Annotated in this window: 12 protein-coding genes; 2 read left to right on the top strand and 10 right to left on the bottom strand. The window is 36.8% G+C overall.

Going from position 1 to position 14,655, the window contains the following annotated elements:
- Positions 1-6 precede the first annotated feature (6 nt).
- The 5 genes from NZD88_RS03605 to NZD88_RS03625 all read right to left on the bottom strand — a co-directional run bounded on the left by NZD88_RS03605 (position 7) and on the right by NZD88_RS03625 (position 3,887).
- Complete coding sequence (locus NZD88_RS03605; protein ID WP_259827515.1) at positions 7-777, bottom strand: TIGR02757 family protein; 771 nt, start codon at positions 775-777, stop codon at positions 7-9.
- Positions 770-1,699, bottom strand: a complete 930-nt coding sequence (locus tag NZD88_RS03610; RefSeq protein WP_169236000.1) for a ribonuclease Z — start codon at positions 1,697-1,699, stop codon at positions 770-772. The genes NZD88_RS03605 and NZD88_RS03610 overlap by 8 nt, the downstream gene beginning before the upstream one ends.
- Positions 1,700-1,856: 157 nt before the next feature.
- Complete coding sequence (gene rdgB, locus NZD88_RS03615; RefSeq protein ID WP_259827516.1) at positions 1,857-2,432, bottom strand: RdgB/HAM1 family non-canonical purine NTP pyrophosphatase; 576 nt, start codon at positions 2,430-2,432, stop codon at positions 1,857-1,859.
- A gap of 3 nt (positions 2,433-2,435) precedes the next feature.
- On the bottom strand, positions 2,436-3,050 hold the full coding sequence (locus tag NZD88_RS03620; protein ID WP_259827517.1) for a hypothetical protein: 615 nt from the start codon (positions 3,048-3,050) through the stop codon (positions 2,436-2,438).
- Between the two features lie 6 nt (positions 3,051-3,056).
- Positions 3,057-3,887: a CPBP family intramembrane glutamic endopeptidase gene (locus NZD88_RS03625; protein ID WP_259827519.1), complete on the bottom strand. Its 831-nt coding sequence runs from the start codon at positions 3,885-3,887 to the stop codon at positions 3,057-3,059.
- A 311-nt stretch (positions 3,888-4,198) separates the two neighbouring features.
- Here NZD88_RS03625 and NZD88_RS03630 point away from each other — a divergent pair, with 311 nt between their 5' ends.
- Entirely contained in the window at positions 4,199-5,794 is a 1,596-nt protein-coding gene (locus tag NZD88_RS03630; RefSeq protein ID WP_259827521.1) for a peptide chain release factor 3, read from the top strand.
- Positions 5,795-5,862: 68 nt separating this feature from the next.
- Here the strand turns inward: NZD88_RS03630 and NZD88_RS03635 are convergent, their stop codons facing one another.
- From NZD88_RS03635 to NZD88_RS03645, 3 genes are all read right to left on the bottom strand, one after another.
- Positions 5,863-8,169 carry a reprolysin-like metallopeptidase gene (locus NZD88_RS03635; RefSeq protein ID WP_259827522.1) on the bottom strand — a complete coding sequence of 769 codons (2,307 nt, stop codon included), beginning with the start codon at positions 8,167-8,169 and terminating at the stop codon, positions 5,863-5,865.
- A 447-nt stretch (positions 8,170-8,616) separates the two neighbouring features.
- Positions 8,617-10,878 carry a zinc-dependent metalloprotease family protein gene (locus tag NZD88_RS03640; protein ID WP_259827525.1) on the bottom strand — a complete coding sequence of 754 codons (2,262 nt, stop codon included), beginning with the start codon at positions 10,876-10,878 and terminating at the stop codon, positions 8,617-8,619.
- Between the two features lie 9 nt (positions 10,879-10,887).
- Positions 10,888-11,277 carry a hypothetical protein gene (locus NZD88_RS03645; RefSeq protein WP_259827527.1) on the bottom strand — a complete coding sequence of 130 codons (390 nt, stop codon included), beginning with the start codon at positions 11,275-11,277 and terminating at the stop codon, positions 10,888-10,890.
- Positions 11,278-11,656: 379 nt separating this feature from the next.
- On the opposite strand from NZD88_RS03645, the gene NZD88_RS03650 reads away from it, so the two are divergent.
- The gene (locus NZD88_RS03650) at positions 11,657-12,610 is read left to right on the top strand and encodes a DUF4349 domain-containing protein (RefSeq protein WP_259827528.1); all 954 of its coding nucleotides are present in this window, start codon (positions 11,657-11,659) and stop codon (positions 12,608-12,610) included.
- 306 nt (positions 12,611-12,916) lie between these two features.
- Here the strand turns inward: NZD88_RS03650 and NZD88_RS03655 are convergent, their stop codons facing one another.
- Positions 12,917-13,282 (bottom strand): hypothetical protein, encoded by a 366-nt coding sequence (locus NZD88_RS03655; RefSeq protein WP_259827530.1) that lies wholly within the window; start codon positions 13,280-13,282, stop codon positions 12,917-12,919.
- Between the two features lie 22 nt (positions 13,283-13,304).
- Complete coding sequence (locus NZD88_RS03660) at positions 13,305-14,444, bottom strand: acyl-CoA dehydrogenase (protein ID WP_169236928.1); 1,140 nt, start codon at positions 14,442-14,444, stop codon at positions 13,305-13,307.
- Between the last annotated feature and the right edge of the window lie 211 nt (positions 14,445-14,655).

Below are 14,655 nucleotides of genomic sequence, written 5' to 3' on the forward strand. Positions count from 1 at the left end.
CCTGTGTTATAAGAGTTCTTTGGTCACTCCGAGTCCAAATAGTGCAAAATCATATTTAGCCGGATCATTCTCGTCAAATTTTCTAATGGCTGCATCCAGTTCCTCTACGGTTTTCCAGTCATTCTGCGTTCTGGAAACCAGGCCGAGCTTTCTCGAAATATTCCCTGTATGTACATCCAGAGGAATCGATAAATGTTTCTGGTCTATATTTTCCCAAATACCAAAATCTACGCCATGTTTGTCTTTTCGTACCATCCATCGCAAGAACATAATAATCCTTTTGGATGAAGAGTTTTTGTAAGGCGAACTGATGTGTTTATGACTTCTGTGTTTCTCAACTTCCAAAAAGTTGTTCCTGAATCTTTCAATAGCATGAAAAAAATTGGTTTCCTTATCTTTTACGGTAAATAAATTTTCCAGACTTTCATTTTCTTTGTACACCTTATTGAACTGCCTGATGAAGTAAGCAAAATCCTGGCCGTTAAAAGTTCTGTGGATACTTTTGTCCTGAAGAATTTCCAAATCTTTTTCGGAATAATTCAGTACAAAATCGTAAGGAGAATTTCCCATGACATCCAGCATCTTATCAGCAGACTTGATGATTGACTTCCGGTTTCCCCACGAAATAGTGGCCGCCAGAAAACCGGCAATCTCTATATCCTGTTTTAAAGTAAAGCGATGGGGGATCTGTATTGGGTCATCTTCAATGAAGTCCGGACTGTTGTATTGATCTGCTTTTTCGTTCAAAAAGCTTTTTAATTCTTCAAAATTAAGCATACAGGTTTTCAATTTTTACGCTTTCCAAAGCTTTCGGTAGGTAGCTATTGGGAAAAACATTTCTGGCTTCATCCGTAAATACAGTAAGGTCTGCATATCGATTCGAAAAATGTCCCAGAATAAGTTTTCCTACTTCTGCTTTTTGGGCAATCGTTGCAGCTTCCAAAGCGGTTGAATGTCCGGTATAATCCGCCATTTCTTTCAGATCATGCAGGAATGTGGATTCATGGTAGAGAACCGTTACATTTTTAATGATTGGGAGTATACTTTCGAGATAACGGGTATCGCTGCAGAAAGCATAGGAAACGGGAGGTGCCGGGTCCAGAGTCAGTACTTCATTTTTAAGAACGTAACCATCGCTCAGCACAACATCTTTTCCGGCCTTTATATTGTGATAATCACAGGATTCTATTTCGCTGTACTTGGCTATTTCCTTCATGTTCAAGTGTCTGTCTTTCGGTTTTTCTTTAAAAAGGTAACCGTTACAGTATATTCTGTGATCTAAGGGAATGGTATATACTTCTACCCTGCTGTCTTCATAGATCATTTCAGAATAATCTTTATCCAGCTCATGATAAACCACCTCAAATCCGCGGTGTGTTTCTGTAATCTTAAAGATGGTTTCCAGCATTTTCTTGATCCCTTTGGGACCGTAGACGTGCAGAGGCATATCCCGTCCAAGCAGACGGAAAGAGGCAATAAGCCCCGGAAGGCCAAAACAATGATCCCCGTGCAGGTGCGATATAAAGATATGATTGATCTTTGAAAATCTTGCTTTTGCTTTTCTCAGCTGCACTTGTGTTCCTTCTCCACAGTCGATCAGAAAGTGTCTTTCTTCTATTTCCAAAAGCTGAGCTGTTGGCGAAGAATTAATGGTCGGAATAGCTGAATTAAAGCCAAGTATCGTTAAATAGGTACTCAAATCAATAGTTTATTGTAACAAATGTACGACAGAAAATCTAAACATATATTTTAGATTTCATTTTAAATACTGAAAAGCATAGGATTTTTAAAAGGGCAAAAGCTGTATGGAATTGCTTAAGCTTTCTAAAAACCAGTGGCTTTTTACGTTATATCAATTAATCTTTTACTTTCAAAAAATCAAGGAACAGATCCAATGCCTGTTTGCGGTGGCTTATCTTGTTTTTATCATCAGGATTCATTTCTGCAAAAGTTCTGTCATATCCTTCAGGCACGAAGATAGGATCATATCCAAACCCTTTATGCCCCTTATTTTCTGTTAGTATATTTCCATGAACTCTTCCTTCGAAATATCGGGCTCCATTTTCGTCATAATAGCATAAAACTGTAATGAAATATGCTTTTCTATTTTCTTCACCGTCTAATTCGCCTAAAACCTTTTCCATGTTTTTAGCAAAATCATGATCACCTGCATAACGTGCTGAAAAAATTCCAGGTCTGCCATCTAAGGCTTCAACTGCAAGACCGCTGTCGTCTCCTAAGCTCGGAATTCCAGTTTTTTCAAAGCAATATTTTGCTTTGATCAGAGCATTGGCATTAAAAGAATCGCCATCCTCTACAATCTCTTCATGAATATTATAATCTGTGAGACTTTTTACCGTAAAATCATCACCCAGAATCTGCTGGATCTCTTCTTTCTTATGTGTGTTGTGTGTGGCAACTAATAATTCCATTATTTAAAAATTTTCTATTTTAAAGTTTTCAAACTGATACTTTGCTTTAATACTTTTATTTAGTTCTTTAACTATATTTTTTGCTTCGTTTTGTATCTCAGATTCAATTGAGATATTACCTGAATCCTGAAAAACCCTTTTAGAATTGATTATCAAAACAGGTTTTAAAATATTATTACTAAGCTGTAACTCAATTATTCCGTAAAGCCTCCGTACCGATTTTCTATTAAAGTAAGCCTGCTCATTTTTACCAGACACAATAAATGCTTTAATATCTTGCAATTTATAAGTATCAGAAGTAAATAATGTCTTTCTATGAACAAGTATGTTTTCTTTTTTTAAAACTCTGACTATATTTCTTTTCACTCTGATAATTAAGGAAACAGCATCAATAAGAAAAATACAACCAAATAGAATAAATACTATTCCTATAACTACTTCCAGTATTATACTTTTAGAAGTCAGCTTATAAAAAAATAAGAAGCCTATTAACAATGTCAGTATGGCCATTACTAACTTTATTACAAAATCAAGCCAATCCTTTTTCGAAAGAGTATAATGCAATGAAACAGCTTCTTCATTTTCTTCAATTGAAAAGTTTCCGATTTTCTTAGCCATTGAAAACTATATTTCAGCATAATGTACTTTATACTTTTTCGTAAAAAGATAATAGAATAAAGAAAAAAGTACAATTCCTACCGCCAGAATGATCCATTCTGAAATTTTGAAAGCATCTGCGAAACTTTCACTTTTGGTATAGGTTACCAACAATGAAGAACACAGGTTATTGAATCCGTGCAGCAACATCGGAAGCAACAGAGACTTTGTTTTATGATAAACCAGTCCCAGTACGCAGCCCAGCAAAACCGCACCTACAAACTGCCACGGATTTCCATGAACCAGTCCGAAAATAATGGATGCATAAAAAATGGCTCTTCTGGGGTCTACTCCTTTATTCACCAATCCTTTCTGAATAATTCCCCTGAAAATTATTTCTTCAAAAATAGGCGCCATAATCACGGTCATAATGATCATAATCACCGGTTCAAAGGTAAGCTGCTCCATAAGCTGCGAGAAATATTCGTAGTATTTTCCCCAGAATGGCCCTGTTATAGGAATAAGAGAGGTGATAAATTCTGAAATAAACATCATCCCGATCATCATAGGAAATATCAGGAGGTAGGTATAAAAATTCGTTGGTGAAAAGTTGAAATTCAGTTTCTTTCCTGTTGTGGGCCTTACGATAAAAAAGTCAAAAAAGGCAATAGCAGTCAAAAAGCCTGCGGCATTGGTCAACATTAAAAACCAGTCTTTGAGTTCGAGGTTTTCTCTGAAAGCCATTTTCCAGAAACTGCCGAAAAAATTAACAGCCATTGTTCCTATGAATAATCCTGCCAACAAGACAAGACCACCAATCCAGGTGAAAGTAAACTTCGGATACCTGCTATTTTCCATACTATTTCTGTAAAATTTTATAAAAACAAAGATAATTTTTTTGAAAGCCTTAAGCAACTAAAAAAAAGAAATACTTATTTTCTTCCATCCATTTCAATCCTAATAAAAGCGAGCCCGGAAAGCCCCTTCCCAAGCATAGAATCCAGGATCAGTCTATTCCTCAAACATCCCAAGTCTCCACCTTATATCCTACACCTCTTATCCTGCATCCTAGATCTCGTAGCCTGTATTCCAACCTCGCAACCATTTATTCTCGTAAATTATTTGAAACCTCGTAAAAAATCCCGATTTTTGCAACTTCAAAATACACTATGTCAGACTTAATCAAAGAAATACAAAAAAGAAAGACTTTCGGGATCATTTCCCACCCGGATGCCGGAAAAACAACCCTTACAGAAAAATTACTTCTTTTCGGGGGTGCAATCCAGGAAGCCGGTGCGGTAAAGTCCAACAAAATAAAAAAAGGAGCTACCTCCGACTTTATGGAAATCGAAAGACAGAGAGGGATCTCCGTAGCGACTTCCGTATTGGCTTTTGAATATAAAGACCATAAAATCAACATCCTGGATACGCCAGGTCACAAAGATTTCGCTGAAGATACGTATAGAACTTTAACAGCCGTAGACTCTGTAATCGTGGTCATCGACGTTGCAAAAGGGGTTGAGGAACAGACTGAAAAATTGGTGAAGGTGTGCAGAATGAGAAATATCCCGATGCTTGTTTTCATCAATAAACTAGACCGTGAGGGTAAAGATGCCTTTGATCTTTTGGATGAAGTGGAGCAGAAATTAGGATTAAGAGTAGTTCCATTATCTATTCCAATCGGCATGGGAAGTGACTTCCAGGGAATCTATAATATCTGGGAAAACAATATTCAGCTTTTCCTTGAAGAAAAGAAGCAGAAAGTAGGTGAAATTGTTAAGTTTGACGATATCAATGATCCTTCAATAGATGAAGTGATCGGAGAAAAAGCCGCTCAAAACTTAAGAGATGAGCTGGAACTTGTACAGTCTGTGTATCCTGAATTCAGTCGTGAAGAATATATGGCAGGTGATTTACAGCCTGTTTTCTTTGGTTCGGCTTTAAATAATTTTGGAGTCCGTGAGCTACTGGATGCATTTATTGAAATTGCACCGATGCCTCAGCCTAAAGAAAGCGACACCCGTCTTGTAAAACCTGAAGAAAGTAATTTTACCGGATTTGTGTTCAAAATCCATGCGAATATGGATCCAAAACACAGAGATAGGCTTGCTTTCGTGAAAATTGTTTCGGGAACATTCAAAAGAAATGAAAATTATCTGCTGGTAAGAGAAAACAAAAAGATGAAATTCTCTTCACCCAATGCATTCTTTGCTGATAAAAAGGAGGTGGTAGATGAAAGCTTCCCGGGTGATATCGTAGGTCTTCATGATACGGGAAGTTTCAGAATCGGAGATACATTGACAGGGGGTGAAAAATTAAGCTTCAAGGGAGTTCCTAGCTTCTCGCCGGAACATTTCCGTTATATCAACAACAGTGATCCTCTTAAAGCTAAGCAATTGGCAAAAGGTATTGATCAGCTGATGGATGAAGGGGTTGCCCAGCTATTCACGATGGAAATGAATAACAGAAAAATCATCGGAACTGTGGGAGCACTTCAGTATGAGGTGATCCAATACCGTTTGGAGCATGAATATGGCGCAAAATGTACCTACGAACCACTTTCTATGCATAAAGCATGTTGGATAGAAGCTGATGAAAAATCTGAAGAGTTTAAAGAATTTGCAAGACTGAAACAGAGATTCCTTGCAAGAGATAAGTACAACCAGCTTGTATTCCTGGCAGATTCATCATTCACAATTCATATGACACAGGAAAAATTCCCGAATGTGAAACTGCATTTTATCAGTGAATTTAATAATGAGTAATATTAAATCCATAAAAAACAAAAAACCGTTCATCTGAACGGTTTTTTTATTGAATCTATTTGGATGATCTACTTAGGGATCATCATTAATTTCTTAACAATCTTTTCTCCATCTACAGTAACATGAATCATATAGGATTCGGTAGGTAAATGTTTTAAGTTAATCTGTTGCAGATCCTGATCAAATATATATTTGGTCTTTTTAGGTACAATCAGTTTTCCATCCATTGAAAATATTTCGTAAGTAAGAACGTAAGGGCGCAACGGAACCTGTCTAGGGAAATCTGCCTTAATATAAACATAACCATCATTGGAAGGCACAGGATATATCATCAGCCCCTGGTAGATTCTTGTAGGGATTACCGGATTCCCCGGATTTGGACCGGGAGTTATTACTACCACTGATGAATTAATTGTAAAATTTTTCGAATTGACATTGAAAAATACATTATTCACCGCTTTCACCATAATTCTGGCATTGTTGGAAATTGTTCCAAGCCCGCCCGGAACCGTATAATTATAAGAACCATTATTAGGAGTGCTTGCCACCAAAACAATTGGGAACGTAAGACCGCCGTCTTTTGATAACAGGATTGTTACATTAGGGGTGCTTACAGGGGCTGCCGTTGTATTGGCAACATCCCATGTAATTGCATATGACTGACCTTCAGTCCAAACAACCCCAGTAGTATTTTGTGAAGTTACTGTAAACGGACCTGCAGCTGCATTCACTGTAACTACCATATCATCAGAATTGTTTCCAGAACCTCCTGCTCTGTTGTCACGGGTTGTAAACCTGAAGTTATAGGTTCTGGCAACATTTGATAAAGCTTCTACAGGAATTGCCGAGCCTTGAGTGGTGGTTGCTCCAGCTAATACTGAAGTCATTGTTGGAAAATATCTGATAGGAGTAGTTTGTGGAGTCCAGGATCTGAAAGTAGGACCAGAAGCTTTTGTTGCAGTTGCCGCAGAATTTGCTCCGGTTTGTCCGGCAACAGCTTTATCCATTTGCTCCCAAATATAGGTTAGAGCATCTCCATCTCCGTCAGTGCCAGTTCCTGTAAGCATAAATGGAGTGCCCTTGGGAATGATATAATCTAATCCTGCATTAGCTGTAGGAATAGTATTTCCGGTATTTGTAACTACCGGGCATGTTTTTGTTTTAATATTATCAGTAATCTGCTGAATACTTATAGCATGGAAAAACGGATCTGAATGTTGTTGCACATCCTGGTTGGTAATCCCTGCATACCCCATAATTGTAGATCCTGAACCGGGCTCCATATTTACCCCTGCTGATTCAATATTATGAGAAAATGTATGATTCCCTCCAAACTGATGCCCCATTTCATGGGCAACATAATCAATATCAAAACTATCACCAGATGGAATAGCATTTGCCGGGGAAGTATATCCACTTCCTTTTGATCCATTTGTACAAACGCAACCAATACAACCAGCATTTCCACCACCACCAGTTGCTCCAAATAAATGGCCGATATCGTAGTTTGCTTCTCCAATCGTCGCAGTTAAAGTATTCTGTAACTGAGCATTCCAGTTATTCATTTGGGCTGAAGGAGAATAAGGATCTGTAGTTGCGTCAGTATAAATTACAGCATTATTGTTTGCAATAATGATCATTCTTGCAGAGAAATCTTTTTCAAAAACCCCATTTACACGAGTCATTGTATTGTTCATCGCTGCCAATGCACCCGCTACTGTTCCTCCGAAATAGGTTGTATATTCACCTGTACAAGATAAGGCTAATCTGAAAGTTCTTAATTTTCCGTCATCAGCATTTGGTCTTGCCGCAAGATTAGAATTATCCAGACCTTTTTGAGCAACATCCAGCACAGTACATTCAAACTTATCTAAACTCTCTTTTTTATCTGATTTTTTATAAACAACATAAGTTGAAAGGTCTTTTGTATATGGCTCGATAAAAACCGCTGATTTGTTTCCATAAATCTCCATTGAAGATAATCCCAATGGTGAAATACTGAAGTAAATAGTAGAACTAGGGTCATCTTCACCTACACCAACATAAGATTTAATATCCGGATATTTTGCTGCTAATTCAGGATCGAAATTTGAGTTTTCTCTTACTTTGAAATTTTCAAGGTTGCCATTAGAATTTGGGAAAGAAACAATAACATCAGACTTTCCTTTAACAGTAAATCTTTTGGGTGCTTTCGCTAAAACATTCTTTAAATTATCAAAATCAAGATTATAAATTTTAGGGTGAAGAATGCTGGTCTTATTTTTAAAGATTTCCGAAGTATTTTTTTGAGACACTTCCTTCCAAAGACGGCTTGTTTGTGCTAAAAAAACATTGGAAATAAGAAATATCCCCATCAAAAATAATTGTTTTTTCATATAGTTTTTCTTTTTTTAATATTAAGAGGTATAAAATTACTTTTCTTTTTTTAAACTTATTATTACTGTGCTTATCTTTTTAATATTATAATATAATTTCGTCATCAACAAATGTTGATGATCGCACTATTAAAAACGAGAACCCAATACACGCCTTTCATTATAAAAATCTTAAAAAGCAAAGGTAAATATTCAAAATGCTAATTATGAATATTTTTTTAAAAATTATCAAATAACTGTTAAATCAACCCAAAAACATAATAATGAGTCGTTAAAATCACATAATTGTTAAAAGAAATGATCAGTTCAAAAACAAAAGCAGTTGCCCAACCGTCTACTTTTATAAAAATGCACCCGTAAACAGTTTGTTATGAATAAGATTTCAATTAAAAATAAAAACCGTTCAATGTGATATTGAACGGTTTCTTTTTATAACAAAAACTTGTATTATTTTTTAATAATCAGTTTTTTGGAGATTTTCTGACCGTCTTTATCTACCTGAACAATGTAAACACCTGAAGGAAGATAAGATAGATTCACTTCTTCACGGACCTTACCGCCCTTTACCTCTTTCTTAGCATTGACTAATTTTCCGTCCATTGCAAAAACAGTATACGAAATACCGTTTCCGGCTTCTGTTTCGATGGTGAAGATTCCTTTTGAAGGATTCGGGTAAATTCTTATTCCTTCTTCCGCTTTTTCAGTTTCGCTGGTTCCTAATGTAGAATTGATCGTAAAGTTGGTTGTATTCACATTTAAGAATACATTATCAATCGCTTTGATCATGATTCTTGCTGTTGAACTTGTTCCTAAACCTGCCGGAACATTAAATGCATAAGAACCGTTGTTTGGTGTACTGGCTACCAGCGTATGAGGGAATGTAAGCCCTCCGTCTTTAGAAAGCAGGATCGTTACATTCGCCGTATTGACAGGAGCTGAGTTTGTATTGGCTACATTCCAGGTAATGGTCTGTGGTGTTCCTACATTCCATACGACTCCTGCCGTATTCTGTGAGCTTACTGTAAATGGTCCGGCAGCAGTAGATACGGTAAGCTGGATATCATCACGTCCTGTTTGTCCGCCCACTGGTTTGTTATCTCTCACCATTAATGAGAAATTTAAATTTCTTGCTACTGTAGACAGTTTTTCCCATGATTTATAATTTGAAGCTGTAATCATGGCAGGGTCGTATCCTTCCACAATTGTTGAAAGTCTTGGGAAGTATCTTGTAGGAGATGTTGTTCCCCAAATAGATCTGAACATTGGACCTATTGTATTGGTTGGTCTCGGAGGCATTGTAGCTGCACCGGTATCAATTTGTTCCCAGTTATAGGTAATTGCATCACCATCCGGATCAGAACCTACGCCTGTCAAAGCAAACGGAGTTTCCATCGGGATTGTTTTATCTGGTCCTGCATTGGCAGTGGGTTCATTATTTCCTGTTGGTATATTCACGGAGCAGCTCCCGCCTGCTCCGGTAATTCTGGTGTACATTTCACGGATACTTACCGCGTGGAAATAAGCATCACTATTATTTTGAACGTTTGGAGAGCAGATTCCTGCATATCCCATGATAGAACTTGCACTTCCAGGCTCTACTGAAGTTGGGGTATTTCTGTTACAACCGTTGTTTTGTGTATGGTTGGCTCCAAACTGATGTCCCATTTCGTGAGCTACATAATCGATTACAAATGGATCTCCTACGGGAGCTGCCGAGCCTGTAACACCCCCTGCCTTCACACTTCCGCAAACTGCAGGAGTATAAGCAAGTCCGTTATCATTACCCTGAGTAGCCTGGAAAAATACATGCCCGATGTCATAATTATTAACACCGATAGCATTGTTGGTTACCGTAACATTCTCGTCAATCATCTGATAGGCATCCAGTGCATCAAAAGTATCTGAAGCAATGAAAAACAGCAGGTCTGTATTGGCAACAAGCTGCAATGTTACTGAAATTTCATTTTCAAATACCTGATTAAGACGGGCTACCGCTAAATTAACCGCAGCAAGTACAGCTGCCTTTTTCTGCGCATCTGTTCCTGCTCCTACACCAGCCTGCTGGGAAATATAAGCCGTATATTCTATTGTTGTACTGATGGCCAATCTGTATTTACGCAGCAAACCATCTATAACGGTTTTCCCGTGGACATCCGGAACCAGATCAACCAAAGGAGAATTTCCTTTAAACAGACAGTCAAAACGGCTCTGAGAAGCAGCATTCTTTCTGTCATATACCATATAGGTCTTGTTATCCTGAGAATATGAATCAATATAGTATATTCCTTTTATTCCTCTCACTACCGCATTTAGGCCGAAATACGGATCATAAGTAAATCTGATATTGGTTGCAGGGTCCCCTACTCTTTGCCCTACATAAGATTTAATGTCAGCATATCTTGACTGAAGCTTGGGATCCATTGTAGATGCTTCAAACACTTCATAGGTATCGAATGTTCCCTGGTCATTTGGAAATTTCACAAGGATTCCTTTTTCCGAAGAAAGTCTGTTTCTGTCCGGTGCCAAAGAGAGCTGATGCTTCAGTTCATCTGTATTTAGACTGACTAACTGGTAGTCTGATGTTCTTACATTCCTTTCTCTGGTTTCTTTTACACTTTTCTGCGAAGTCCTGCTCCAGGTATTCTGCTGCGCAACTGCCGTTCCCGAAAGAAGCAGAAGACTTGTCAGAAATAATAATTTTTGTCTCATATTGTTAATTTAAATGATGGTTAGTTTAATTTTTTTAGGACTGTCAATGACTTTAAGGATGAGTATAGGATGAGACTGTTTCTTCTCAGTGTACTCCTGATTTTTAATTTCTTTATAAAAAATATTAAGGGTAGAACCGTTTTTTTCTAGTTTTTCAACCTCTATATCTCCGTTTTTTATTCTTTTTAGTTTTGGTTTTAATATCAAAAAATATTCGCCTTCTTCTAAAACGGGTATCGGTGCTGATCTTGAATATTTGGAATCATTAAGTTTCATATACAGCTCTTTGATTCCTTTTGTAGAAGTAATTACTGTATGTTCTTTCAGGTCATTATTAAGATTAAGCCTTCTTATTTCGATGAATTCTACTTTTTTCTGGTTCTCACTTTCCAGATTCATAATCGAAATACTTTTATAATCAGCGCAATTAAACACTAAAAAAGTAAAAAAACTCAAAAAAAGAAAACTTTTAATACATAAACCCATAATAACAAATATAAAAATTATTTAAACATGAATTCATTATTTCTATTATCATTTTCTACAACTAAGATTCTTAAAATGAGACAATAAGCATTTTATTTTGCCTCCTCCCCTTTACATCATCAGAATGATAAGACAGCGTCTCACAAAACAACAAATAATTTGTAAAATAATTGTAAAACAAATACAAAACACTAATTTTCAATTATTTAAATATTTACCAGAATAATACGTTCCATTTACAAAAATCTGCGCCTGTACACCGCTAATTTTACTTCATCAAAAAATTAATGTTATGAAAAAGTTCATAGTACTGGTTGCTTTATCAAGCACTTTTATCATGTGTAAAAAAGGAGAAGCTGCACAATCTCAGATTGAAAATACGTTACATGCGGCGGACAGTGCTGCAGTTGCAGTAAATGAAACGGTGAATTCTATTCATCATACAGCAGATAAGGTTCTGGATTCAGCTCATATCAAAATCAAAGACTTTGAAGATACAAAAGGTGAGATTCAGCAGACCATAGAAAGTACTGCCAAAATAGTAGATTCTTTATCTGATAAAATTGCATCCACAAAACTGGAATCCAAGATTGAGAAAAAAGACTCAACAGAGAAAAAAACTGAAAAGATCGTTGTTAATGTTCCGGCTCCAAAAGTGATCAAAGAAACCAAGATCATTTACAAAGACCAACCTAAAAACGACAGCTACGAGCTTAACACTCCTAAAAACAGAATGGTAAAAACCGGATTGCTGTCTGTAAAAGCGGACAACGCAGAAACCGTAAAAGAGCTTGTAAAAGAAGAAACGCTAAAAAACAATGGGTATATAAAAAGTGAAGAGCTTTCCTATATTACTGTAGAACCGGCGAGACGCGAGTCTTCCTACCCTGAGACCAACCAGAAAGTCTATTATATGGATATTAAAGTTCCCATCCAGAATTTTGACGATTTAATGAATGACCTGAGCAGCATAGGTGATGTAGATAATAAAAATATCCAGGTTTCCGGAAATAGCTATACGGATAATACGTTATGCAGCATAGCCGTAACCCTTACCGATAAATCCGATCATGAAAAGGAGCCTAAAACTTTCGGTGGAAAATCATTGGCAGCCATTTCATCCGGCTGGGGTGTTATAACTTCAATCTTTCTCTTCATACTCCCTTTGTGGCCTCTGTTTGTTATCGCAGGTATAGGATATTATTTCTATAAGAATAAAAAAACGACAGACAATAATCCTCAGTAATAATAGAATCCATCTTCGATGGATTTTTTTAATATTATTTTAATCAATATAAAAATTAAACTCATTTCTTCTTCTTATATTTATATTATCAAGACAAGCATAGTAATCCACGGATAAGGTACTTCTCCATTTTAGATATGAATTAGAAAAAAAGAGCCCAGATCAGGGCCAGGAGGGATGACAGATAATAACAACCGTTATTGGTAAATAGAGAATTAAAACAGAATAATATCGCTTGTAAAAGTGTTCATATATTATTAAAGTAAGTGGTTTGTAAATAGAAAGGCTCCCATTGGGAGCCTTTCGCTATTTCATATTCACTACTTTATCTACAACAAACTTTGTGTTTCCTCTCCAGGGAAGCGCTCCATTGTATTCTTTGTAATGAAGATCAAAAGTTTTTCCGCTGTTTGTTTCCAGCTGTTTAAAAATTTCAGAATCTTCTACAGAAAATTCAAACTCGTAGCTTGTAATACTTCCTGTTTTTCCTTTTCCAAAACCTTCCTGAATTAATTTTCCTTCATAGGTTTTGAAGACATAGCCTTTTTTCATGGCATAGTTCAGATAGCCGGATTTCACGCCCTCTCCAAAAACGAAAAAGTATTTATACCATACCAATACGCTTACCAGAAGAAGGACTACTCCCAAGCTGATCCACAAAGTTTTTTTCATAAGTAGTGTGTTTTATATTAATTTATTTTGCAATGCTTCTTGAGATTACAATTTTCTGGATCTCTGAAGTACCTTCATAGATCTGAGTGATCTTCGCATCTCTCATCATTCTTTCTACGTGGTATTCTTTCACGTATCCATACCCACCGTGAATCTGTACTGCTTCGATAGTAGTATCCATTGCCACCTGAGATGCATATAATTTCGCCATTGCGCCGCTCTCGGAGATATCTTTACCGGCATCCTTCTCAACAGCAGCCTTGAAACATAACATTCTTGCCGCAGTAATACTAGTTGCCATATCTGCTAGTTTGAATGCAATAACCTGATGATTGATGATTTCAGTTTTGAACGCTTTTCTTGTTTTAGCATATTTCAAAGCCAATTCATAAGCTCCTGAAGCGATACCTAATGCCTGAGAAGCAATACCTATTCTCCCGCCATTCAATACTGCCATTGCAAAATTGAAACCAAAACCATCTTCTCCGATTCTGTTTTCTTTCGGTACTTTTACATTGTTGAAGATCAAAGAATGCGTATCACTTCCTCTGATTCCCAGTTTGTCTTCTTTCACCCCGATTTCAAAACCTTCCCATCCTCTCTCTACGATGAAAGCATTAATTCCTTTATGTTTTTTCTCAGGATCTGTCTGTGCAATTACAATATAGTAAGAAGCAGTTCCTCCATTGGTGATCCAGTTTTTAATACCATTTAAAAGATAATAATCCCCTTTGTCTTCTGCTGTTGTTTTTTGAGAAGTAGCATCAGAACCAGCTTCAGGCTCAGATAATGCGAAAGCTCCAATTACTTTTCCACTGGCAAGAGGCGTAAGGTATTTCACTTTCTGCTCTTCGGAAGCAAATTTTTCAAGACCTGCACATACCAATGAGTTGTTTACAGACATTACAACAGCTGCAGAAGCATCTATTTTTGCGATCTCCTCCATTGCCAACACGTAAGAAACACTGTCCATACCAGCACCACCATATTGAGGATCTACCATCATTCCCAAAAGTCCCATTTCACCCATTTTCTTTACTTGTTCTGTAGGGAATTTCTGGTCGCGGTCTCTTTCGATAACTCCAGGTAATAGTTCATTTTGTGCAAAATCTCTTGCAGCCTGCTGAATCATCAGCTGTTCTTCCGATAAATTAAAGTCCATAAAAAATAATAATTAGATAGCCGTAAATTTACACTTTTTAACGAAATCTGAAAATAGAATTGGAAATTAGGGAACAGGTTTTAGGGATTAGAGGGTGGAAGGCGGTAAAGTCTGAGATTAAGGTTAAAGTTAGAAGGCTATACTGTTTCATATTTTTAGCTGAAGGTTATGGAATAGATTGTTTATTATGGCAGGCATTCAATTAATTCCC

It is taken from the genome of Chryseobacterium pyrolae (assembly GCF_025153485.1).
Taxonomy (GTDB): Bacteria; Bacteroidota; Bacteroidia; order Flavobacteriales; family Weeksellaceae; genus Chryseobacterium; species Chryseobacterium antibioticum.